The sequence below is a fragment of the Burkholderia sp. AU30280 genome (genome assembly GCF_020420125.1).
In the GTDB taxonomy this organism is placed as follows: Bacteria; Pseudomonadota; Gammaproteobacteria; order Burkholderiales; family Burkholderiaceae; genus Burkholderia.
Map to the genome: position 1 here is coordinate 107,986 of NZ_JAIZRY010000002.1, position 22,820 is coordinate 130,805.

The 22,820-nt window shown below is 67.2% G+C and carries 21 protein-coding genes; 17 read left to right on the plus strand and 4 right to left on the minus strand.

Going from position 1 to position 22,820, the window contains the following annotated elements:
* The first annotated feature begins 38 nt into the window (after positions 1-38).
* The 3 genes from LGN17_RS04615 (at position 39) to LGN17_RS04625 (ending at position 3,005) form a co-directional block, all read left to right on the plus strand.
* Complete coding sequence (locus LGN17_RS04615; protein WP_226195345.1) at positions 39-1,361, plus strand: C4-dicarboxylate transporter DctA; 1,323 nt, start codon at positions 39-41, stop codon at positions 1,359-1,361.
* 103 nt (positions 1,362-1,464) lie between these two features.
* Positions 1,465-2,472, plus strand: coding sequence for an allantoicase (alc, locus tag LGN17_RS04620; RefSeq protein WP_226195346.1), 1,008 nt, complete (start codon positions 1,465-1,467; stop codon positions 2,470-2,472).
* Positions 2,473-2,486: 14 nt separating this feature from the next.
* Positions 2,487-3,005 (plus strand): ureidoglycolate lyase, encoded by a 519-nt coding sequence (locus LGN17_RS04625; RefSeq protein WP_175955678.1) that lies wholly within the window; start codon positions 2,487-2,489, stop codon positions 3,003-3,005.
* 176 nt (positions 3,006-3,181) lie between these two features.
* On the opposite strand, the gene fur is transcribed toward LGN17_RS04625, so the two are convergent.
* Positions 3,182-3,610 (minus strand): ferric iron uptake transcriptional regulator, encoded by a 429-nt coding sequence (gene fur, locus LGN17_RS04630; protein ID WP_034182711.1) that lies wholly within the window; start codon positions 3,608-3,610, stop codon positions 3,182-3,184.
* 142 nt (positions 3,611-3,752) lie between these two features.
* Here fur and LGN17_RS04635 point away from each other — a divergent pair, with 142 nt between their 5' ends.
* The 9 genes from LGN17_RS04635 to LGN17_RS04675 all read left to right on the plus strand — a co-directional run bounded on the left by LGN17_RS04635 (position 3,753) and on the right by LGN17_RS04675 (position 13,033).
* Positions 3,753-4,556, plus strand: a complete 804-nt coding sequence (locus LGN17_RS04635) for an outer membrane protein assembly factor BamE (protein ID WP_226195347.1) — start codon at positions 3,753-3,755, stop codon at positions 4,554-4,556.
* A gap of 62 nt (positions 4,557-4,618) precedes the next feature.
* On the plus strand, positions 4,619-5,416 hold the full coding sequence (gene dapB, locus LGN17_RS04640) for a 4-hydroxy-tetrahydrodipicolinate reductase (protein WP_226195348.1): 798 nt from the start codon (positions 4,619-4,621) through the stop codon (positions 5,414-5,416).
* An 18-nt stretch (positions 5,417-5,434) separates the two neighbouring features.
* Positions 5,435-6,103 carry a MotA/TolQ/ExbB proton channel family protein gene (locus LGN17_RS04645; RefSeq protein WP_226195349.1) on the plus strand — a complete coding sequence of 223 codons (669 nt, stop codon included), beginning with the start codon at positions 5,435-5,437 and terminating at the stop codon, positions 6,101-6,103.
* Positions 6,104-6,127: 24 nt separating this feature from the next.
* On the plus strand, positions 6,128-6,589 hold the full coding sequence (locus LGN17_RS04650) for an ExbD/TolR family protein (RefSeq protein ID WP_059706681.1): 462 nt from the start codon (positions 6,128-6,130) through the stop codon (positions 6,587-6,589).
* 291 nt (positions 6,590-6,880) lie between these two features.
* The gene (gene leuS / locus LGN17_RS04655) at positions 6,881-9,475 is read left to right on the plus strand and encodes a leucine--tRNA ligase (RefSeq protein ID WP_226195350.1); all 2,595 of its coding nucleotides are present in this window, start codon (positions 6,881-6,883) and stop codon (positions 9,473-9,475) included.
* Positions 9,476-9,513: 38 nt separating this feature from the next.
* Entirely contained in the window at positions 9,514-10,068 is a 555-nt protein-coding gene (gene lptE / locus LGN17_RS04660) for an LPS assembly lipoprotein LptE (protein WP_039361502.1), read from the plus strand.
* Between the two features lie 18 nt (positions 10,069-10,086).
* Positions 10,087-11,181: a DNA polymerase III subunit delta gene (holA, locus tag LGN17_RS04665; protein ID WP_226195351.1), complete on the plus strand. Its 1,095-nt coding sequence runs from the start codon at positions 10,087-10,089 to the stop codon at positions 11,179-11,181.
* 138 nt (positions 11,182-11,319) lie between these two features.
* Positions 11,320-12,591: a glutamate-5-semialdehyde dehydrogenase gene (locus tag LGN17_RS04670; RefSeq protein ID WP_226195352.1), complete on the plus strand. Its 1,272-nt coding sequence runs from the start codon at positions 11,320-11,322 to the stop codon at positions 12,589-12,591.
* Positions 12,592-12,610: 19 nt separating this feature from the next.
* Complete coding sequence (locus LGN17_RS04675) at positions 12,611-13,033, plus strand: CopD family protein (protein WP_144245423.1); 423 nt, start codon at positions 12,611-12,613, stop codon at positions 13,031-13,033.
* 97 nt (positions 13,034-13,130) lie between these two features.
* Here the strand turns inward: LGN17_RS04675 and LGN17_RS04680 are convergent, their stop codons facing one another.
* Entirely contained in the window at positions 13,131-13,979 is an 849-nt protein-coding gene (locus LGN17_RS04680; protein WP_175955689.1) for a MurR/RpiR family transcriptional regulator, read from the minus strand.
* Between the two features lie 293 nt (positions 13,980-14,272).
* On the opposite strand from LGN17_RS04680, the gene edd reads away from it, so the two are divergent.
* From edd to LGN17_RS04700, 4 genes are all read left to right on the plus strand, one after another.
* Complete coding sequence (gene edd, locus LGN17_RS04685; protein WP_226195353.1) at positions 14,273-16,129, plus strand: phosphogluconate dehydratase; 1,857 nt, start codon at positions 14,273-14,275, stop codon at positions 16,127-16,129.
* 19 nt (positions 16,130-16,148) lie between these two features.
* Positions 16,149-16,775, plus strand: a complete 627-nt coding sequence (gene eda / locus LGN17_RS04690; RefSeq protein ID WP_011350938.1) for a bifunctional 4-hydroxy-2-oxoglutarate aldolase/2-dehydro-3-deoxy-phosphogluconate aldolase — start codon at positions 16,149-16,151, stop codon at positions 16,773-16,775.
* 219 nt (positions 16,776-16,994) lie between these two features.
* Complete coding sequence (locus tag LGN17_RS04695) at positions 16,995-18,356, plus strand: GntP family permease (RefSeq protein WP_175955693.1); 1,362 nt, start codon at positions 16,995-16,997, stop codon at positions 18,354-18,356.
* Between the two features lie 13 nt (positions 18,357-18,369).
* A complete protein-coding gene (locus LGN17_RS04700) occupies positions 18,370-18,873 on the plus strand; it encodes a gluconokinase (protein WP_226195354.1) in 504 nt (167 codons plus the stop codon).
* Between the two features lie 80 nt (positions 18,874-18,953).
* Here LGN17_RS04700 and LGN17_RS04705 read toward each other — a convergent pair whose 3' ends face one another.
* Entirely contained in the window at positions 18,954-19,601 is a 648-nt protein-coding gene (locus tag LGN17_RS04705; RefSeq protein WP_226195355.1) for a TetR/AcrR family transcriptional regulator, read from the minus strand.
* Positions 19,602-19,878: 277 nt separating this feature from the next.
* On the opposite strand from LGN17_RS04705, the gene LGN17_RS04710 reads away from it, so the two are divergent.
* A complete protein-coding gene (locus tag LGN17_RS04710) occupies positions 19,879-21,300 on the plus strand; it encodes an NAD(P)/FAD-dependent oxidoreductase (protein WP_226195356.1) in 1,422 nt (473 codons plus the stop codon).
* A gap of 76 nt (positions 21,301-21,376) precedes the next feature.
* On the opposite strand, the gene purB is transcribed toward LGN17_RS04710, so the two are convergent.
* On the minus strand, positions 21,377-22,765 hold the full coding sequence (gene purB / locus LGN17_RS04715) for an adenylosuccinate lyase (protein ID WP_226195357.1): 1,389 nt from the start codon (positions 22,763-22,765) through the stop codon (positions 21,377-21,379).
* Positions 22,766-22,820 lie beyond the last annotated feature (55 nt).

Here is a 22,820-nt window from a genome sequence, read left to right on the forward strand (position 1 = left end):
AACAGACGAAACTGCAACCGTTGGATCGGGAGAGCGCCGTGTCGAAATTCCTCAATTCGCTGTTTGGCCGGGTAGTCGTCGCACTTGTCCTAGGGATCGCGCTGGGCGCGTTCTTCCCGCATTTCGCCGAGTCGCTGCGACCGCTCGGCGACGGCTTCCTGAAGCTCATCAAGATGGTGATCGGTCCGATCGTGTTCTGCGTCGTGGTCAGCGGGATGGCCAACGCGGGCGACCTGAAGAAGGTCGGCCGGGTCGGCCTGAAGGCCGTCATCTACTTCGAGGTCATGACGACGCTCGCGCTCGGCATCGGGCTCGTGCTTGCGTGGCTCACGCGTCCGGGCGTCGGGATGAACATCGACCTGCGTTCGCTCGATGCGTCGTCGCTCGCGTCCTATGCGAAGAACGCCGAAAGCCTGAAGGACACGGCCGGCTACCTGATGAAGATCATCCCCGAGACCGCGATCGACGCGTTCGCGAAGGGCGACATCCTGCAGATCCTCGTGTTCGCGGTGCTGTTCGGCTCCGCGCTGTCGCTGCTCGGCGACAAGGCGCAGCGCGTCAACTCGCTGATCGAGGAACTGTCGCACGTGTTCTTCCGGATCATCGGCTTCATCATCAAGCTCGCGCCGCTCGGCGTGCTCGGCGCGATCGCGTTCACGACCGGCAAGTACGGCGTCGCGTCGCTCAAGCAGCTCGGCTATCTGGTCGCGGTGTTCTACCTGAGCTGCTTCGTGTTCGTCACGGTCGTGCTCGGCATCGTAATGCGGCTCGCGGGCTTCTCGGTGTTCAAGCTGATCCGCTACCTGCGCGAGGAACTGTCGATCGTGCTCGGTACGGCGTCGTCGGATGCGGTGCTGCCGCAGGTGATGCGCAAGCTCGAATACATGGGCGTGAAGGATTCGACGGTCGGCCTCGTGATCCCGACCGGTTATTCGTTCAACCTCGACGGCTTCTCGATCTACCTGACGCTCGCCGTGCTGTTCATCGCGCAGGCCACCAACACGCCGCTGTCGACGCATGACCTGATCGTCGTGCTGCTCGTGTCGCTCGTCACGTCGAAGGGCGCACACGGGATCCCGGGCTCGGCGATCGTGATCCTCGCGGCGACCCTGTCGGCGATTCCCGCGATTCCGGTGCTGGGCCTCGTGCTGATCCTGCCGGTCGACTGGTTCGTCGGCATCGCCCGCGCGCTGACCAACCTGATCGGCAACTGCGTCGCGACGGTGGTCGTCGCGGTGTGGGAGAACGACATCGATCGTGCCCGCGCGAACCGCGTGCTGAACCGCGAGCTGCGCTACGTGCCGGCCGAAGAGGAAGACCGCGCGGCGCCGGTCGCCGGCGACCAGGCTCACGCGCTCTGAGCGCCACCGCGCGGGGCGGCTTCCCCTGGTCGTCCCGCGCAACCGGAATTCATGCGGCCGGCGCCTCGATGCGCCGGCACGCCATCAAATATCAGGAGACGACATGGCAGCCCCCATCCTCGACCCGAATGCGCCGGCCTTCACGCGGCGTTACATGAATCTTGCCGACCCGCGCCTCGGGGCGCAGGCGCTCTTCGCCAGCGATGAATTCTTCGCGCCGAAGGAGCGCATGCTGAATCCCGAGCCGGCCGTGTTCATTCCCGGCAAGTACGACGACCACGGCAAGTGGATGGACGGCTGGGAAACGCGCCGCAAGCGCACGACCGGCCATGACTTCTGCGTGGTGCGGCTCGCGCGGCCGGGTGTGATCTACGGCGTCGACCTCGATACGAGCCACTTCACCGGTAACTTCCCGCCGGCCGCGTCGATCGACGCGTGCGTCGCCGAAGGCGACACGCCGCCCGACGACGCCGAATGGCGCCCGATCGTCCCGGCGACGACGCTGCAGGGCAATTCGCATCACTACGTGAGCGTCGACGATGCGCAGCCCTATACGCACCTGCGCGTGAACCTGTACCCGGACGGTGGCCTCGCGCGGCTGCGCGTGTACGGCTTGCCGCAGCGCGACTGGCGCGAGGTGCCCGCTGGCGAGCTCGTCGATCTCGCGGCAATCGAGAACGGCGGCTACCTGGTGGCCGCGAACAACCAGCACTTCGGCCCGGCGTCGCAGATGCTGATGCCGGGGCGCGGCGTGAACATGGGCGACGGCTGGGAAACGCGGCGCCGCCGCGAGCCCGGCAACGACTGGGCGATCCTCGCGCTCGCGCGGCCGGGCATCATCCGGCGCGTCGAGGTCGATACCGCGTTCTTCAAGGGCAATTTCCCCGACCGCTGCTCGCTGCAGGCCGCGCGGGTCATGGGCGGCACCGACGATTCGCTCGTCACGCAGGCGATGTTCTGGGCCGAACTGCTCGGCGAGCAGAAGCTGCAGATGGATCACGTCCACACGTTCGACCAGCTTGCCGCGCTCGGCCCCGTCACGCATGTGCGTTTCAACATCTTCCCGGACGGCGGCGTGTCGCGCCTGCGTCTGTGGGGCGAGCCGGCTTGAGGGAGGGCAACGGCATGAGCGAATCCCCCATCCTGCGCGTCGAGCGCCTGACGCGCGAAGCGTTTGCGCCGTTCGGCGACGTGATCGCGCTCGAAGGCGCGCGTCATTTCCCGATCAACGGCGGCACGACCGAGCGCTTCCACGATCTCGCGACGATCGACGTGTGCGCGGACGGCGGTCGCCCGCTCGTCAGCGTGTTCCGCGCGCAGCCGCGCGCGCTGCCGGTCGCGCTCACGCTGATGGAGCGCCATCCGCACGGCAGCCAGGCGTTCATTCCGCTCGCGGCCGTGTCGCGCTACGCGATCGTCGTCGCGCCGGCCGGCGAGTTCCGGCCCGACGCGATGCGCGCGTTCCTCGCGCAAGGCTGGCAGGGCGTGAATTATGCGAAGGGCGTCTGGCACCATCCGCTGCTTGCACTCGATGCGGTCAGCGATTTCGTGATCATCGATCGCGGCGGCACGCAACCGAACTGCGACGAGATCCCGCTCGAGCGCGCCTGGGCGCTCGAGTTCGAGCCGGCCTGCGCGGCCTGACGCAAGTGCAATGCCGGGCTCCGGCTGCCTGACGGCAGCCCGGGCGGACGTGTCGAAGGGTTGTCGAAAGCCTGGGGCACACGACGCACGCGCCGCCGCGCCGCCGCCATCCCGAAAAGAACACGGCCCGGGCGGCGAGATGCCGGCCGGGCCGTGCTGCGTGCGCGGAGCGCGAATCAGTGCTTGCGGTGCGGGCAGTTCTCGGTCGTGCAGGAACCGTACATCGCGAGCGAGTGCTCCTGAAGCCGGAAGCCGCGCTCCTTCGCGATCGCCTGCTGGCGGCCTTCGATCTCGGCGTCGAAGAATTCCTCGACGCGGCCGCAATCGAGGCACACGAGGTGGTCGTGGTGCGAGCCTTCGTTCAGTTCGAACACGGCCTTGCCGGATTCGAAGTTGCTGCGCGAGAGCAGGCCTGCCTGCTCGAACTGCGTCAGCACGCGGTAGACGGTGGCCAGCCCGATGTCGAGCTGCTCGTTGAGCAGGTTCCGGTAGACATCTTCTGCCGTCAGGTGGCGCACCGGGCTTTGCTGGAAGATCTCGAGAATCTTGAGGCGCGGTAGGGTGGCCTTTAGCCCGATATTCTTGAGATCCGTCGGATTGGTCATGGCTAGGCATCCCTAGAGTACAATGCAGGGCTTCAATGTTACCGGCTTTTCGCCGTTCCAGAAACACGCGCGGCCTGCGACGCGGGCCTGCACGGTGAGGGAAATGATTCCAGAATCTCTTTCGCACTTTCAGAGGAGCCGCATGCGGAGTGTCATCATCGCTGCCGCCGCCGTTGCCGCGCTGGCTGGTTGTTCGTCGTACGACAGCGTGACGCAGCGCATCGCGCAGAGCATCACCCCCTACCGGATCACCGTCGTGCAAGGCAACTTCGTGTCGCAGGAGAAGGCCTCGCAACTGCAGGTCGGCATGTCGCGCGAGCAGGTGCGCGCGCTGCTCGGCACCCCGTTGCTGGCCGACATGTTCCACGCCGACCGCTGGGATTACCTCTTCTACTTCAAGCGTGGCTCGACGGCAGTCGTCCAGCAGCGCGATCTCGTCGTGACGTTCGCGGGCGATCGCCTGGCGGGCTGGACGGGGGCGGACAACCTGCCTTCGGAGCTCGACCTGCTGGCCGATATCGACGGCGACCGCGGCGGCAAGAAGGCGAAGGCGGCCGCAGCGGCGAAGAAGGCCGCCGAGGCTGCCGCAGCCGCGAGCGCCGCGCAAGCGGCGGCGAGCGCGCCGGCACCGGAGGCTGTCGCGCCGGTGTCCGGGGCGGTGGTCGACCAGGATGCGAACGCGCAGGCCGCCCGTGCGGCGAACCGCGCGACCAACCAGGTGTCGGGTCAGGGCTCGAACGCGCGCCGCTTCGCGCCGGCCGCGCAGGCTGCCGGCGGTGCGCCGGTGCCGGGCGGCCAGCCGCCGGGCGCGGTGCCGGCGATCCAGCCGCAGTTCCAGTTCCATCGTCCGCCGCCGCCGAACGCGTCGAACGAGGCGTCGCCGCCGGTCGGCCCGCAAGGCTCGGATACGCTGCAGAACCAGCCGATCACCGCGCCGGCGCAGTAAGTCCGCGTGCGGAAACAGGGCGGCATGCGCCGCCTGCCTTTAGACCTGTCGTGTAGAAAGCCATGAAGATTGCGATTGCCGGGGCATCGGGCCGAATGGGCCGGATGCTGATCGAAGCCGTTCTCAACGATGCCGACGCGCAGCTCGTCGGCGCGCTCGACCGCGCCGATTCGCCGTTCCTCGGCCAGGACGCCGGCGCGTTCCTCGGCAAGGAAACCGGCGTCAAGCTGACCGCCGACCTCGACGCGGTGTTCGCGCAGGCCGACTACCTGATCGATTTCACGCGTCCGGAAGGCACGATGGCCCATATCGAGGCCGCGCTGCGCCACGACGTGAAGCTCGTGATCGGCACGACCGGCTTCACCGCCGAGCAGAAGGCCGCGTTGCAGGCCGCGGCGGGCAAGATCGGCATCGTGTTCGCGGCGAACATGAGTGTCGGCGTGAACGTCACGCTGAAGCTGCTCGAATTCGCGGCGAAGCATTTCTCGCACGGCTACGACATCGAGATCATCGAGGCGCATCACCGTCACAAGGTCGATGCACCGTCGGGCACCGCGCTGATGATGGGTGAAGCCGTCGCTGGCGCGCTCGGGCGCTCGCTCGACGATTGCGCGGTGTACGGCCGCCACGGCGTGACGGGCGAGCGCGATCCGTCGTCGATCGGTTTCGCTGCGGTGCGCGGCGGCGACATCGTCGGCGACCACACCGTGCTGTTCGCCGGGATCGGCGAGCGCATCGAGATCACGCACAAGTCGTCGAGCCGCGTGTCGTACGCGCAGGGCGCGCTGCGCGCGGTCCGCTTCCTGTCGGCCCGCGGCGCCGGCCTGTTCGACATGCAGGACGTGCTCGGCCTGCGCTGACACCACGGGGAAACTCCGATGGCGATACCCACCGGCGTTGTCCACTACCTCGAAAGCGGCGATGCGATCACGCATGCCGTCGCCTATGTGCTGCTGGCGATGTCCATCGCCAGCTGGTGCTTCCTCCTCATGAAAGCCTGGCTCCTGATCCGCGCGAAGCGGCAGGGGCCGCGCGCGCTCGCCGCGTTCTGGCGCGCGCCGTCGCTCGACGCGGGCATTGCCGCGCTCGCCGGCGCCGATCGCGAGCGTGTGTTCGTGCCGCTCGCCGAAGCCGCGCGCGATGCGGCGGACGATCACGACCCGGCCGCGCTGGCCGCGCGTGTCGAACGCAGCGAACGCGTGCTGCGCGCGTTGCGGCACGCGATGCTGCGCTCGCAGCGGCGCCTCGAATTCGGCCAGGTGCTGCTCGCGTCGATCGGCAGCACCGCGCCGTTCGTCGGGCTGCTCGGCACCGTGTGGGGCATCTACCACGCGCTCGGCAGCATCGCCGCGAGCGGGCAGGCGCAGATCGAGAACGTCGCGGGGCCGGTCGGCGAGGCGCTGATCATGACCGCGTTCGGGCTCGTCGTCGCGATTCCCGCGGTGCTGGCCTACAACATCCTCGGTCGGCTCGTGCGGCAGCTCGCCGAGGAACTCGACGGCTTCGCGCGCGACCTGCACGTATTCTTGTGCGCGCAGGAAGCCTGACGCGCGCATTCCGGAGGAGCGACCATGGCATTCGGCGGACTCGAGCACCACAAGACGTCCGCGCCGATGGCGGAGATCAACATGACCCCGCTGATCGACGTGATGCTGGTGCTGCTCGTCATCTTCATCATCACCGCGCCGCTGATGACGCACGCGATCCGGCTCGACCTGCCGAAGGTCGCGGCCAGCGTCGCGCGCGACACGCCGCAATCCGTCACGTTGTCGATCGACGACGCGGGCAAGCTGTACTGGGACGACGCGCCCGTGGCGCTCGATGCGCTGCCGGCGCGCTTCCGGGCCGCCGCCGCGGGCGGCGCGCCGCCCGAGCTGCGGCTGCGCGCGTCGCGTGCGACCCGCTACGACGTGATCGCGCAGGTGATGGGCGCCGCGCAGGCCGCCGGCCTCACGCGGATCGGCTTCGTGACCGACGTGCCGCCGCAGGCGGGCGGTTCCGCGGCGGCGCCTGCCGTGCCGGCCAACCGCTGAGCGGATCCGGCGGCCAGCCGCTGCCGCGGGATCGGGCCACACGCCGCAAGACCGGTCGAATGGGCCGGCGCGGGCGGTATAATCAACGTTTTTCCCGGTTGGCAGGCTTTTTTCAGGTAACCCGGAATTTTCCAGGCTACCCGGGCATGCTGCGGGTTACCCGGAAAATGCCCGGAAACCGCGAACAGGTCCGGCAACAGCGAACCTGCAGGTCCGCCGGGCAAGCACGATTTTCGATCCACTCCTGCGCGCGCGCCGTCGCGCCGCTTAAAGCCTAGTCCGAACCACACCATGCACGAGAGATACGTACCCGCCGACGTCGAAGCCGCCGCCCAGGGCGACTGGCGCGCAGCCGATGCCTACAAGACGAAGGAAGATTCGCAGAAGCCCAAGTTCTACTGCGTATCGATGCTGCCGTACCCGTCCGGCAAGCTGCACATGGGTCACGTGCGCAACTATACGATCAACGACGTGATGTACCGCTATCTGCGGATGAACGGCTACAACACGCTGATGCCGATGGGCTGGGACGCGTTCGGGATGCCGGCCGAGAACGCCGCGATGGCGAACGGCGTGCCGCCCGCGAAGTGGACCTACGACAACATCGACTACATGAAGGGCCAGATGCAGTCGATGGGCCTCGCGATCGACTGGTCGCGCGAGATCGCGACGTGCAAGCCCGACTACTACAAGTGGAACCAGTGGCTGTTCCTGAAGATGCTCGAGAAGGGCATCGCGTACAAGAAGACGGGCACCGTGAACTGGGACCCGGTCGACCAGACCGTGCTCGCGAACGAGCAGGTGATCGACGGCCGCGGCTGGCGTTCGGGCGCACTCGTCGAGAAGCGCGAGATCCCGATGTACTACCTGCGCATCACGCAGTACGCGGATGAGCTGCTGAACGACCTCGACGGCCTCGGCTGGCCCGAGCGCGTGAAGATCATGCAGCAGAACTGGATCGGCAAGAGCTTCGGCGTGAACTTCGGCTTCCCGTACGAACTCGACGGCGAGAAGAAGCTGCTGCGCGTGTTCACGACGCGCGCCGACACGATCATGGGCGTCACCTTCTGCGCGATCGCGGCCGAGCATCCGCTGGCCACGCGTCTGGCGCAGGACAAGCCGGAACTGCTCGCATTCATCGACGAATGCAAGCGCGGCGGCGTCGCCGAGGCCGACGTTGCGACGATGGAGAAGAAGGGCGTCGCGACGGGCTTCTCGGTCACGCATCCGCTGACGGGCGAGCCCGTCGAGGTGTGGATCGGCAACTATGTGCTGATGAGCTATGGCGAAGGCGCGGTGATGGGCGTGCCGGGCCACGACGAGCGCGATTTCGCGTTCGCGAAGAAATACGACCTGCCGATCAAGCAGGTGATCGCGGCCGAAGGCCAGCAGTACTCGCTCGACGCATGGCAGGAGTGGTACGGCGACAAGGAAGTCGCAGCCTGCGTGAACAGCGGCAAGTACGACGGCCTGCGCTACACGGAAGCCGTCGACGCGGTCGCGGCCGACCTGAAAGCCGGCGGCTTCGGCGACAAGCAGGTCACGTGGCGCCTGCGCGACTGGGGCGTGTCGCGCCAGCGCTACTGGGGCACGCCGATCCCGATCATCCACTGCCCGTCGTGCGGCGACGTGCCGGTGCCGGAGAAGGATCTGCCCGTCGTGCTGCCGGAAGACCTCGTGCCGGACGGCTCGGGCAACCCGCTCGCGAAGTCGGAAGCGTTCCTGAACTGCACGTGCCCGAAGTGCGGCGCGGCCGCGAAGCGCGAAACCGACACGATGGACACCTTCGTCGATTCGTCGTGGTACTTCTCGCGCTACACGGCGCCGGATGCCGAGACGATGGTCGACGCGCGCACTGATTACTGGATGCCGATGGATCAGTACATCGGCGGCATCGAGCACGCGATCCTGCACCTGCTGTATTCGCGCTTCTGGACCAAGGTGATGCGCGACCTCGGCCTCGTGAAGTTCGGTGAACCGGCGAAGAACCTGCTCACGCAGGGCATGGTGCTGAACGAGACGTTCTACCGTGAAGACGCTTCCGGCAAGAAGACCTGGTACAACCCGGCCGACGTGACGGTCACGCACGACGACAAGGGCCGCCCGGTCGGCGCGACGCTGAACACGGACGGCCAGCCGGTCGTGCTCGGCGGCATCGAGAAGATGTCGAAGTCGAAGAACAACGGCGTCGATCCGCAGGTGCTGATCGACCAGTACGGCGCCGATACCGCGCGCCTGTTCACGATGTTCGCCGCGCCGCCCGAGCAGCAGCTCGAGTGGTCGGGTGCGGGCGTCGAGGGCGCGAGCCGCTTCCTGCGCCGCGTGTGGAGCTTCGGCGCGGCGAACCGCGAAGCGCTCGCCGCGCGCGCGGGCTTCGACGCGGCCGCGCTCGGCGAAGCCGACAAGGCGCTGCGCCGCGAGATCTACAACGTGCTGAAGCAGGCCGATTTCGACTACCAGCGCTTGCAGTACAACACGGTCGTGTCGGCTGCGATGAAGATGCTGAACGCGATCGACGGCGCGAAGGGCGCGACGCCCGGCGTGCTGCGTGAAACGTACGGCGTGCTGCTGCGCGTGCTGTACCCGGTCGTGCCGCACGTCACGTTCGAGCTGTGGAAGGCGCTTGGCTACGCGGACGAATTCGGGCCGCTGCTTGACGCACCGTGGCCGAAGGTCGACGAGGCCGCGCTCGAGCAGGCCGAGATCGAACTCGTGCTGCAGGTGAACGGCAAGGTGCGCGGCGCGCTGAAGGTGGCGAAGGACGCGAGCCGCGAGGCGATCGAGGCCGCGGCAGTGGCCGACGACGCGTTCGCGAAGTTCAGCGACGGCAAGCCGGCGAAGAAGATCGTCGTCGTGCCGGGCCGCCTCGTGAACATCGTCGTCTGACGGCCGTTGGCCGTCGGACGTACCCAGAAGGAGCGAAGGTGATCCGCAGATCGTTTTTGATGCTCGCAGTCGGCAGCGCGGTTGCGCTGTCGGCATGCGGCTTCCAGTTGCGCGGCCAGCAGGACTACGCGTTCAAGCACCTGCTGATCGCCGGCGCGCCGGCGCCGGTCGAGGCGCGCCTCGTGCGCCTCGTCGAGGCCGGCAGCGACACGAAGATCGTCAAGTCGGCGGACGACGCCGATGCCGTGCTGCGCATGTGGGAGTCGCGTGGCCAGAACACGCTGACGCTCAACAAGTACGGCTCGGCGCAGGAATACGCGCTGTTCTACACGCTGAACTACACGTTGACGAGCAAGGACGGCACGGTGCTGATCCCGCCGAGCGCGATCGCGCTGAACCGCGCGATGACGTACAGCGACCAGTACACGAACGCGAAGGCGCAGGAAGCCGACATCCTGTACGGCGACATGCAGAACGATGCGGTCGACCAGCTGATGCGGCGTCTCGCGATCGTCCATTCGCTGACGCCGGCACCGGAAGACGTGGTACCGGGCGTCGCACCGCGCGCGCCGTTGCCGCCGCCGCCGCTCTGATCGACGGCGCACGTATCGATGCAACTGCGACTTGATGCACTGGAGCCGCACCTCGCGAAGGGGTTGGCCGGGCTCTATACCGTCTACGGCGACGAGCCGCTGCTCGCGCAGGAAGCGTGCGACCGCATTCGTGCGGCCGCGCGCGCGGCCGGTTTCACCGAGCGTTCGGTGCATACGGTCGAGCGCGGCTTCGACTGGAGCGTGCTGCTCGGCGCAACCCAGGCGATGTCGCTGTTCGGCGAGCGCCAGCTGATCGAGCTGCGCATTCCGTCGGGCAAGCCCGGCAAGGAAGGCGCCGATGCGCTGAAGTCGCTCGCGGCCACGCCGAACCCCGACGCGCTGATGCTCGTCACGTTGCCGCGCCTCGACGCGGCCACGCAAAAATCCGCGTGGTTCACCGCGCTGCAGAACGGCGGTGTCGCGCTGAAGATCGATCCGGTCGACCGCGCGCAGCTGCCGAACTGGATCGGCCAGCGCCTCGCGATGCAGGGCCAGCGCGCCGCGCCCGGCGAGGACGGGCGGCGCGCGCTGCAGTTCATCGCCGAGCGCGTCGAAGGCAACCTGCTTGCCGCACACCAGGAAATCCAGAAGCTCGGGCTGCTGTATCCGCAGGGGACACTGTCGTTCGAGCAGGTGCACGACGCGGTGCTGAACGTCGCGCGTTACGACGTGTTCAAGCTGAACGAAGCCATGCTCGCCGGCGACGCTGCGCGGCTCGCGCGGATGATCGACGGCTTGAAGGGCGAGGGCGAGGCGATCGTGCTCGTGATGTGGGCCGTCGTCGAGGAATTGCGCACGCTGCTGCGGATCAAGCGCGGCACGACGGCCGGCAAGCCGCTGGCGACGCTGCTGCGCGAGAACCGCGTGTGGGGGCCGCGCGAGCGGCTGATCGGCCCCGCGCTGAATCGCGTGTCGGAAGCCGTGCTCGAGAAGGCGCTGGCGTTTGCCGCGAAGCTCGACCGTCAGGTCAAGGGGCTCACGGCCGTCGCGCCGGGCCGCCGCACGCAGGACGAACCGCCGCCCGATCCGTGGGACGGGCTGTTCCAGCTCGCGATGACGGTGGCCGGTGCCCGCGGCGAGCGACCGCCGACCGCGGGGCGCGTGCGACGCTAAGTCCCGTTCGGGCCTTCAGCGCGCGCTGCGCAACCCGCTTACAATGTTTCGATAGCTGGCGCGGCTCTCCGGCCGCCGCCGCTCACGCTTCCCCACGAATTCATGCCGCCCAGCGCGGCGCGCTTCTCGAGTCACACGATGGATATCGATCAGTACATGACCGACCTGGGCCGTCGCGCCCGGCACGCTTCCCGCGCGATGGCGCGCGCCAGCACGGCCGCGAAGAACGCGGCGCTCGACGCCGTGGCGCGCGCGATCGAACGCGACGCGCAGGTGCTGAAGGACGCGAATGCCCGCGATGTCGCCCGTGCCCGTGAAAAGGGGCTCGATGCGGCGTTCGTCGATCGCCTGACGCTGTCGGACAAGGCGCTGAAGACGATGGTCGAGGGCTTGCGCCAGGTGGCGTCGCTGGCCGATCCGATCGGCGAGATCGGCAACCTCAAGTACCGCCCGAGCGGGATTCAGGTCGGCCAGATGCGCGTGCCGCTCGGCGTGATCGGCATCATCTACGAATCGCGCCCGAACGTCACGATCGACGCGGCTGCGCTGTGCCTGAAGTCGGGCAATGCGACGATCCTGCGCGGCGGCTCCGAAGCGCTCGAATCGAACGCGGCGCTCGCGAAGCTGATCGGCGAAGGGCTCGAGGCAGCCGGCCTGCCGCAGGACGCGGTGCAGGTCGTCGCGACGGCCGATCGCGCGGCGGTCGGCAAGCTGATCACGATGACCGAATACGTCGACGTGATCGTGCCGCGCGGCGGCAAGAGCCTGATCGAGCGCCTGATCAACGAGGCGCGGGTGCCGATGATCAAGCACCTCGACGGCATCTGCCACGTGTACGTCGACGAACGCGCCGATCTCGCGAAGGCGCTGACCGTCTGCGACAACGCGAAGACGCACCGCTACGGCACCTGCAACACGATGGAGACGCTGCTCGTTTCGAGCGGTATCGCGGCGACGCTGCTGCCGCCGCTCGGCAAGCTGTATCGCGACAAGCAGGTCGAACTGCGCGTCGATGCGGCCGCGCGCGCGGTGCTCGCCGATGCGGGTGTCGGCCCGCTCGTCGATGCCACCGAGGAAGACTGGCACACCGAATATCTCGCACCGGTGCTCGCGATCAAGGTGGTCGACGGCCTCGACGCCGCGATCGAGCACATCAACCATTACGGCTCGCACCACACGGACGCGATCGTCACCGAGGATCACGACCGCGCGATGCGGTTCCTGCGCGAGGTCGATTCGGCGAGCGTGATGGTCAACGCGTCGACGCGCTTCGCGGACGGCTTCGAATTCGGCCTCGGCGCGGAAATCGGCATCTCGAACGACAAGCTGCACGCACGTGGCCCCGTCGGCCTGGAAGGGCTGACGTCGCTGAAGTACGTCGTGCTCGGACACGGCGAAGGCCGCCAGTAAACAGCGAGGCACTCAACCGATGGCGATGCTCTGGGTCAAGACGTTCCATATCGTTCTGATCGCCGCGTGGTTTGCAGGATTGTTCTACTTGCCGCGCATCTACGTGAACCTGGCCATGGAAACCGATCCGGCCGCCGTGCGGCGCCTGCTGCTGATGGCGCGCAAGCTGTTCCGCTTCATGACGATGATCGCGGTGCCGGCGCTGGCCTGCGGGCTGTGGCTCTGGCTCGCGATCGGCATCGGGCAGGGGCAGGGCTGGATTCACGCGAAGGTGACGGTCGTGCTGCTGCTGATCATCTATCACGCGTATTGCGGGCACCTGCTGCGGGTGTTCGAGCGCGGCGAGAACCGCCGCACCGACAAGTGGTATCGCGTGTTCAACGAGCTGCCGGTGCTCGGCATGCTCGCGGCGGTCGCGCTGGTCGTGATCAAGCCGTTCTGAGCGGTTTGGCCGGAGAGGTTGCCGGCACCGCCCGATGTGCAACGGCGCCCCGCGGGGCGCCGTTTGTCGTTTACGCGCGGTCGGCAGCGGTGCCGGCTCAATCCTTCGCGCCGTCGTCGATCCGGCGGCGCGTGATCGCCTCCTTCGCGCGGCCGACCCGCTCCATCAGCGCCGGGCCGCGCGACAGCGCGACGCCGACCGCGAGAATGTCGCCGATCGCGAGATGCGACATCCGCGACGTCATCGGCGAGAACACGTCCGTTTCCTCCGCAACGTTCGACGCGAGGCTCACCGTCGCGAGCTTCGCGAGCGGCGAATGGCTCTGCGTAATCGCAACGACCTTCGCGCCGCACGCGAGCGCGGAGCGCGCGGCGTCGACGATGTCGCGCGTGCGGCCGGTGTTCGAGATCGCGACGACGACGTCGTGCGGGCCGAGCAGCGCCGACGACATCGAGAACGTGTGCGGGTCCGAATACGCGACGCTCGGCACGCCGAGCCGGAAGAACTTGTGCTGGATGTCCTGCGCGGCGATGCCCGAGCCGCCGGCGCCGTAGAACTCGATCCGCGATGCGTTCGACAGCAGCGCAATCGCCTCGGCAACGCTGCCCGCGGACAGGCTGTTGCGCACCTCGATCAGCGCCCCGATCGTGCGGTCGAACACCTTGCCGATGATGCCGGGCGCCGGTTCGTCGGGCTTGACGTCGCGATAGACCGACGACACGCCCGGCGCGACGCTCTGCGCGAGCCGGATCTTGAATTCGCGAAAGCCGCTGCAGCCGAGCGCCTGGCAGAAGCGGGCGATCGTCGGCTGGCTGACGCCCGCGCGCGTCGACAGCTCGGTCATCGCGAGGTCGAGCACCTCGCGCGGCGCGGCGAGGATGTAGTCGGCGAGCTTGCGCTCGGACGGGCGCAACTCGGCGCGGATTGCTTCAATGCGGGGCAACATGGGACGGCAGGCAGAAATCGGGTTCGGATGAGCGAGTGTATCGCAATCAAATTGTAGAAAATCTACATAAAAATACTAGCGTTATCACGGTGCTCTCGGCGCAGCGATGGCGAGGGTAATTAGGGTTTTTACTAGGTGAAGCCTTGCTGGTAGCGGGAATAAGGATTGCGCGCGAATCGATCGGCATTGCATGCTTGTAGTTTTTCTACTAGACTGGCTTCGTTCTGTCGATGCATTCGACCGTCCCCACGATTCCAACCGCCGGTGTCGGCCGGCATACAGGAGCGCCCAGCATGACGTCGCTGCACCCCACCCTGGCGAAGGTCACCGAACGCGTGATCGCCCGCAGCCAATCGACCCGTTCCGCCTATCTGCAGCGCATCGACGGCGCGCAGGGCAAGTTCCCGGCGCGCGGCGCGCTGTCGTGCGCGAACCTCGCGCACGGCTTCGCGGGCCTCGAAGGCAACGACAAGTTCGCGATCAAGGCGATTCGCGAGCCGAACATCGGCATCGTGTCGTCGTACAACGAGATGCTGTCCGCGCACGCGCCGTACAAGGATTTCCCCGACATCATCAAGGCCGCCGCGCGCGAGAACGGCGGTGTCGCGCAGTTCGCGGGCGGCGTACCGGCGATGTGCGACGGCGTCACGCAGGGCAACCCGGGGATGGAGCTGTCGCTGTTCTCGCGCGAGGCGATCGCGATGGGCACGGCAATCGCGCTCACGCACAACATGTTCGACGCGGCGCTCTGCCTGGGCATCTGCGACAAGATCGTGCCGGGCCTGCTGATCGGTGCGCTGCAGTTCGGCCACCTGCCGACGATCTTCGTGCCGGCCGGCCCGATGACGAGCGGCCTGTCGAACGACGACAAGGCGAAGATCCGCCAGCAGTTCGCGACCGGCCAGGTCGGCCGCGACGCGCTGCTCGAAGCCGAATCGGCCGCATATCACGGCCACGGCACCTGCACGTTCTACGGCACCGCGAACAGCAACCAGATGCTGATGGAGCTGATGGGGCTGCACCTGCCGGGTTCGGCGTTCGTCCACCCGCACACGCCGCTGCGCACCGCGCTGACGGCCGAGGCTGCGCGCCGCGTACTCGACCTGACCGTCGAGCGCGGCCACTATACGCCGATCGGCCATGTAATCGACGAGAAGGCGATCGTCAACGGGATCGTCGCGCTGCTCGCGACGGGCGGCTCGACCAACCACACGCTGCACCTCGTCGCGATCGCGCGCGCGGCCGGCATCCTGATCGACTGGGACGATTTCGACGAACTGTCGGCCGTCGTGCCGCTGCTCGCGAAGATCTACCCGAACGGCAAGGCCGACGTGAACCATTTCCACGCGGCGGGCGGCGTCGCGTTCCTGGTGCGCAACCTGCTCGAAGGCGGGCTGCTGCACGAGGACGTGACGACGGTGGCCGGCAAGGGACTGTCGCACTACACGAAGGAGCCGAAGCTGATCGACGGCAAGCTGACGTGGGTCGACGGCGCGGCCGAGAGCCACGACACGAAGGTGCTGCGCGGCATTGGCGACCCGTTCCAGCCGGACGGCGGCCTGCGCCTGATGCAGGGCCGGCTCGGCCGCGGCGTGATCAAGATTTCGGCGGTCGCGCCCGAGCACCGCAAGGTGAGCGCCCCCGCGATCGTGTTCGATTCGCAGGAAGCCGTGCAGGAAGCATTCGATCGCGGCGAGCTGAAGCGCGACTTCGTCGCGGTGGTGCGCTTCCAGGGCGCGCGCGCGAACGGGATGCCCGAGCTGCACCGTTTGACGCCGCTGCTCGGCGTGCTGCAGGATCAGGGCTTCCATGTCGCGCTCGTCACCGACGGCCGCATGTCGGGCGCGTCGGGCAAGGTGCCGGCCGTGATCCACGTGTCGCCGGAGGCGCTGCTGGCCGGCCCGCTCGGCAAGGTGAAGACGGGCGATACGCTCGTGATCGACGCGGAAGCCGGCGTGCTCGACATCGAGGTCGACGCCGCCGAGTGGCAGGCGCGCCCGGTCGCGCAGCCGCTGCACCAGGCCGAGAACGAGGTCGGTTTCGGGCGTGAACTGTTCGGCGTGTTCCGCGCGGCCGCCGCGCCGGCCGAACAGGGCGCATCGGTTTTCGGCGCGCTGGTCGGCGAAACGGCCGCCCACGTCGCCGCATGAATTTCAAGGAGCCAATTCAATGAAGACGATTGCTGAAATCGTGAAGCTGGGCCCGGTCATCCCGGTGCTCGCATTCGACTCGGTCGAGCAGGGCGAACACGTGTCGCGGGCGTTGCACGCGGGTGGCGTGAAGGTGCTCGAGATCACGCTGCGCACGCCGGCCGGCCTGGAGGCGATCCAGCGTGCGAGCCAGCTCGCGGACGACATCGTCGTCGGCGTCGGCACGATCACGAAGCCGGAGCATTGCGAGCAGGCGAAGCGCGCGGGCGCGAAGTTCGGCGTGTCGCCGGGCCTGACGAAGGAGCTGCACCTCGCGTCGCTCGACGCGGGCCTGCCGCTGCTGCCGGGCGTGATGACGCCGAGCGACATCATCCAGGCGCTCGAATTCGGCTACGAGATCGTGAAGTTCTTCCCCGCGCAGCAGGCGGGCGGCGTACCGATGCTGCAGGCGTTCCACGGCCCGTTCCCGGCGCTGAAGTTCTGCCCGACCGGCGGCATCACCGTCGAAACGGCGCCGAATTTCCTGAAACTGCCGAATGTCGTGTGCGTCGGCGGTTCCTGGCTCACGCCGAAAGCCGCGCTCGCCGCGCAGGACTGGGCCGAAGTCACGCGTCTTGCGCAAGCCGCGAGCCAGCTCCCCCGTTAAGACTTGTACGAAATGAAGGTTTGACCCTCGGAAAGCGAGCCTTAGTGCTTGTTTTGCCGAGGGTTTTTGCTGATGGAACCGGTTCTATCCGCGAACCGTAAAGATAAGTAAAATTCAGCGTCCTGACGGGGTGGGTACCCCCCGTGTTTCGGAGACCTGCTTAGCCGGGCATACTCGCAACAACTCGCCCGGCTCGAACAATTCTAGGAGGAGTGCCACATGGGGGCTGTCCAAGGCAGCATGCTGCTCGTATTCACGCTGATCGCGATCGCCGCGCTGATCCTGATGATCGCGCGCTTCAAGATCTACCCGTTCCTGGTGCTGATCATCGTCTCGCTCGGCCTCGGCCTGGTCGTCGGCATGCCGATGGACAAGATCGTCAAGTCGTTCGAGGCGGGCACCGGCGGCACGCTCGGCCACATCGCGATCGTCGTCGGCCTTGGCACGATGCTCGGCAAGATGATGGCCGAATCGGGCGGCGCCGAACGGATCGCGACCACGCTGATCGACTGGTTCGGTGAAAAGAACATCCACTGGGCGATGATGTTCGTCGCGATCATCGTCGGCCTGCCGGTGTTCTTCGAAGTCGGCTTCGTGCTGCTGATTCCGATCGCGTTCAACGTCGCGAAGCGCACCGGCAAGTCGCTGCTCGTCGTCGGCCTGCCGATGGTGGCCGGCCTGTCCGTCGTGCACGGCCTGATCCCGCCGCACCCGGCCGCACTCCTGGCCGTTCAGCAATACGGCGCCGATATCGGCAAGACGATCGCGTTCGGCCTGATCGTCGGCGTGCCGACCGCGATCATCGCGGGCCCGCTGTTCGCGCTGACGATCTCGAAGTTCGTGAAGCTGCCGGAGAACAATCCGCTCGCCGCCCAATTCGTCGACACGCACACGGATGGCCGCAAGCGTGAACTGCCGAGCTTCGGCATCACGCTGTTCACGATCCTGCTGCCCGTCGTGCTGATGCTCGTCGGCAGCTGGGCCGACCTGCTGTTCGCACCGAAGTCGCTGCCGAACAACCTGCTGCGCTTTGCCGGCAACTCGGACGTCGCGCTGCTGATCGCCGTGCTCGTGAGCTTCTTCACGTTCGGCAAGCTGCAGGGCTTCAACCGCGACCAGATCCAGAAGTTCTGCGGCGAGTGCCTGGCGCCGATCGCCGGCATCACGCTGATCGTCGGCGCGGGCGGCGGCTTCGGCGGCGTCCTGCGCGACAGCGGGATTTCGCAGCAGATCGTCGAAACCGCGAAGCACGCGCACCTGTCGCCGCTGCTGCTCGGCTGGTTCGTTGCCGCGCTGATGCGTCTCGCGACGGGTTCGGCGACGGTCGCGATGACCACGGCCTGCGGCATCGTCGCACCGATCGCGGCGGCGGCCGGCACGACGGTCAGCCCGGAACTGCTGGTGCTCGCCACGGGCTCGGGCTCGCTGATCTTCTCGCACGTGAACGACGGCGGCTTCTGGCTGATCAAGGAATACTTCGGGATGACGGTCGGTCAGACGTTCAAGACCTGGTCGTTGCTCGAAACCATCATCTCGGTGCTTGGGCTTGGCTTCACGCTGCTGCTGAGCATGGTTTTGTAACAAGGGGTAGTCAATGATTCTGATCGCAATGGGCGTGTCGGGCGCGGGCAAGTCGCGAATCGGCGAAATGCTGGCGGAACGCCTGTCGTGCAGCTATACCGATGGCGACGCGTTTCACAGCGCGGCGAACAAGGAAAAGATGCACAACGGCATTCCGCTGACCGACGACGACCGCTGGCCGTGGCTGCGCACGATTCGCGCGGCCATCGAGGAAAAGCAGCGGGCCGGCGAGACGGCCGTGTTCACGTGCTCGTCGTTGAAGCGGTCGTACCGCGACGTGCTGCGCGGCACCGATACCGACGTGCGGTTCGTGTATCTGAAGGGTTCGTTCGAGGTGTTGCACGAGCGCCTGAAGAGCCGCACCGGCCATTTCTTCGATCCGTCGCTGCTGAAGAGCCAGCTGGACACGCTCGAGGAGCCCGGCCCGGACGAAGCGATCGAGGTCAGCATCGAGCTGACACCCGAGCAGATCGTCGATCAGGTCATGCTGAAGATCGGCCTCGCGCAGCAGCACTGAGCGCGGTTCACGGCAATCGCCATGCAAAAGGCGCCCTGCGGGGCGCCTTTTTCGTTGGCGGACCTGGGCCCGCGGGCCGGTCAGGCCGCGCGTGCCTGCTTCGCGATGCCGTCGAGCAGCACGTCGAGCATCGTGTCATGCACGGCTGCCGGATCGAGCTGCGCATAGAGCGGGGCGGCTGCCTTGACGAGCGGATGCGCGGCGTCGGACAGCGCTGCCATTTCCGCGAGCTCGACGTCGTTCGCGGCGCGCGTGAGGCCGCCGGCTTCGGCCGCGGCAAGCCCGATCACGCTGGCATACCAGCCGACGCACACCGCCGGCAGCGCCGCGCGCGGGATGCCGGCGTCGGCCAGCGCGCGATGCACGGCCTCGATGTGCGCGAGATCGGCCGGCCCGGTACTCATGTGCCGCTGCAGCAGCGCGAACGCCGCCGGGTAGCGCAGCGCGAGCGCGCGGTACTGGCGTGCGAGGTCGCGCAGCCGTTCGCGCCACGGCAGCGCGGCGTCGACCGGCACGAGCGAGCGCGACAGCGCGTTCGCGATCGCGCGGCTCAGGCCTTCCTTCGACTTGAAGTGATACAGCACGCTCATCGGGTCGCAGCCGACCGACTGCGCGAGCTTGCGTACGCTGAACGCGGCTTCGCCGACGTCTTCGAGCAGCGCGAGCGCGGCTGCAACGATTGCATCCTTGTCGAGGCCGCGCGGGCCCTGGGCGGGTTTGTCTTTCATCGATGCGGGCTGGCGTGCCGATACGGCGCCGACTGGAAACTTGACGAAAGGATATTCTACACTGTAGAATTATTTCTGCGGTGTAGAAATTGGGTGTCCCGGCACCTTTCAAGACGTGCTTTCGCACAGTCCGGGATCCAGGCGGCACGAGCGTGCCCGCCGTCAACACGGGCCATCACGCCCCTTTTTTTCGTTGACACCCAAGTGGAACCGGCTGCCCCACCCGCGAAGCCAGAAGGCTCTTCGACAGGCGGCCCAAGACCATGCAAGTGCAATCATGACTTTCAACCATCAACCCCTGATCCAGGGCGAATCGCGTTTCGAACAAACGCAACTGAACATCGAAAAAGACAACTGGAACTGGTGCGAGCCGGCCCGCTACGATGGCGAGCGCCCGGCCAACTGGTACGAGGCGTCTCTGTCGCGTCACGCGAACAGCGCGCCGCTCGCGCACGATGCCGAATGCGACGTGCTCGTGATCGGCGCGGGCCTGCTCGGCGCGTCGGCCGCGCTGCATCTCGCGGAAGCGGGCGTCGACACGATCCTCGTCGACAAGCATCACGTCGGCTCGGCCGCATCGGGCCGCAACGGCGGGCAGCTCACGCCCGGCCTCGCGCGCTGGGAAGCCGCCGACATGATCGACTACCTGTCGCATGACGACGCGAAGCGGCTGTGGCGCTTCGCATCGGCCGAATCGATGGACCTGATCGATGCGATTGGCGCACGTTACGCGCTCGAACTCGACCGCAAGCGCGGCCACATTACGGCGGCGGTGCACCCGGGCCACATGAGCGCGCTGCTGGACGGCGCGGATGCGCGCCGTCATCTCGGCGATGCGGGCGTGACGCTCGTCGGCCGCCATCAGCTGCACGACGAATACGTGCGCTCGGGGCTGTACCACGGCGCGGCGATCGACGCGCTCGGCGGCCAGATTCATCCGCTCGCGCTGGTGCGCGGCCTCGTGCACGGCTTCCGGCTGAACGGCGGTGCGCTGTTCGAGGGCACCGAGGTGCTCGAACTCGACGAGACGCCGAACGGCGTCGTCGCAACGACGCCGGGCGGCACGATCACCGCGCGCAAGGGCGTCGTGCTCGCGCTGCACAACACGACGTTCCGGCTGCTCGACGACGGTGCCGCGACGACCGTGCCGTTCTTTACCTACGTGAGCGTGACGGCGCCGCTCGACGTCGATGTCGCGACGCTGATGCCGGCCGGCATGCCCGTGTACGACACGCAGTTCCAGATCGACTACTACCGTCCGGTACGCGGCAACCGCCTGCTGTTCGGCGGGCAGGGCACCGGCACGTGCTGGGCGCAGCCCGACGTGAACGCGTACCTGCTGACGCGGCTGAACGCCGTGTTCCCGCAGCACGACGGTCGGTTCGCGCTCGACTACTGCTGGAGCGGCGTCAGCGACTTCACGCTGAACGGCGCGACCGATAGCCGCAAGACCGACGGCCGCGTGCCGATGTACATGGTGCAGGGCTGGAGCGGTCACGGCGTCGCGCAGACGGTGCGGATCGGCAAGGCGATCTGTGACGATTTCGTCGGCCGTAACGACGATTTCTCGATGCTGACCGGCATCGACCATCGCGCGATTCCGCTCGGCCGCCAGTTGTCGCCGATCGCGATTCCCGCCGCGAAGGCCGCGATGAGCGTGATGAGCGCGCTCAACCCAGGGCGGATGATCTCGTTCTGACCGGCGGCTGCAGGCAACGAAAAAGCCCGATGCGATTGCTCGCATCGGGCTTTTTTACGTGCGGCGGCGGTGGCGCTTACGCGATCCGCTTCGCGAGTTCGACGGCCTTGCCGATGTACGACGCAGGCGTCATCGCGAGCAGGCGATCCTTCGCATCCTGCGGGATCGCGAGCGTGCCGACGAATTCCTGCAGCGCTTCGCGCGTGATGCCCTTGCCGCGCGTCAGCTCCTTCAGCTGCTCGTACGGGTTCTCGATGCCGTAGCGGCGCATCACCGTCTGCACCGGCTCGGCGAGCACTTCCCAGCAGTTGTCGAGGTCTTCGTTCAGGCGCTGCGGGTTCACTTCGAGCTTGTCGAGGCCGCGGATCAGCGAATCGTACGCGAGCAGCGAGTAGCCGAGCGCGACGCCCATGTTGCGCAGCACCGTCGAGTCGGTCAGGTCGCGCTGCCAGCGCGACACCGGCAGCTTGTCGGCGAGGTGGCGCAGCGTCGCGTTCGCGAGGCCGAGGTTGCCTTCCGAGTTCTCGAAGTCGATCGGGTTGACCTTGTGCGGCATCGTCGACGAGCCGATTTCACCGGCCTTCGTCTTCTGCTTGAAGTAGCCGACCGAGATGTAGCCCCACACGTCGCGGTCGAGATCGAGCAGGATCGTGTTCGCGCGCGCCACGGCGTCGAACAGCTCGGCCATGTAGTCGTGCGGCTCGATCTGGATCGTGTACGGGTTGAACGTGAGCTTCAGGCGATTCTCGATCACGTCGCGCGAGAACGCTTCCCAGTCGAATTCCGGATACGCCGAGAGATGCGCGTTGAAGTTGCCGACCGCACCGTTCATCTTGCCGAGGATCTCGACCTTCTCGATGCGCACGATCGCACGGGCGAGACGGGCCGCGACGTTCGCGAGTTCCTTGCCGAGCGTCGTCGGGCTGGCCGGCTGGCCGTGCGTGCGCGACAGCATCGGCTGCTCGGCGTGTGCGTGCGCGAGTGCGACGAGGCGCTGGTAGACCGTGCGCAGTGCCGGCAGGATCACGTGTTCGCGCGCGCCGGCGAGCATCATCCCGTGCGACGTGTTGTTGATGTCTTCCGACGTGCACGCGAAGTGGATGAATTCGCTGGCCTTTTCGAGTTCTTCCTGGCCCTTCACCGATTCCTTCAGCCAGTATTCGACGGCCTTCACGTCGTGGTTCGTCACGCGCTCGATTTCCTTGATGCGGGCGGCGTCGTGCGCGGTGAAGCGCTCGGCGAGCTGCAGCAGGAATTGTTCGGACGCATCGGAGAAGCGCGGGACTTCGGCGAAGCCGGCGCGCGACAGCGCGATCAGCCAGTGCACCTCGACGGTGACGCGGTGGCGCATGAAGGCGGCTTCGGAGAGCCAGTCGCGCAGCGCTTCGGTCTTGCTGGCGTAGCGGCCGTCGATGGGCGAAAGCGCGGTGAGGGCGAAAAGCGTATCGGGACGAGTGTCGGACATGATCGGGCGGGCCTTGGGGCCGGGTCGAGCGAGGGGAAGGAGAATCCGGCATTTT